Origin of the sequence: Pseudoalteromonas sp. S2755, assembly GCF_005886535.1 — a bacterium.
Taxonomy (GTDB): Bacteria; Pseudomonadota; Gammaproteobacteria; order Enterobacterales; family Alteromonadaceae; genus Pseudoalteromonas.
On record NZ_PNDS01000259.1, the window covers coordinates 1 to 442 of the forward strand.

Annotated in this window: 1 pseudogene; it reads right to left on the reverse strand. The window is 36.9% G+C overall.

Annotated elements, in window-relative coordinates:
* Positions 1 to 215, reverse strand: a pseudogene (locus tag CWC03_RS23145) (hypothetical protein); the annotation flags it as partial.
* Between the last annotated feature and the right edge of the window lie 227 nt (positions 216 to 442).

Sequence of the window (442 nt, forward strand, 5' to 3'; positions counted from 1 at the left end):
TCTCCACCAGAGCGAGTAAAAGAAAGCTCTGACATATCAGGCAAAAACAACACTTCAGTCTCGCGGTACTCATCCGTAGAAACGACACCTGGAGCAAATAATTCGGGTGTTAATCCCGGTATTTTTTGTCCTAAATCGTAATTGTTTTGGGCATAACTTTTATCGCAAATTATTAAGCCGCAAAATAAAACAATTAGAATGCTCATCTGCTTCATAAACCATCCTTTTATTAGAGCCTTTAGTTTTCAAGTAAATATAATTGCACTAGGAAACAGACAAATCCAAGCACCTTTACAAAACCTGACAATGACACCAGTTTGTCTTAATACTTGCTCAATTTGAAGGAGTAAATCTGACGCTAACTGCGTTAAAGATTTCTTATTTAGAATAACTAAATAGCAAAATCTTTGTCTTGCCTACAGGACGTAGGTACCTTAGCGTG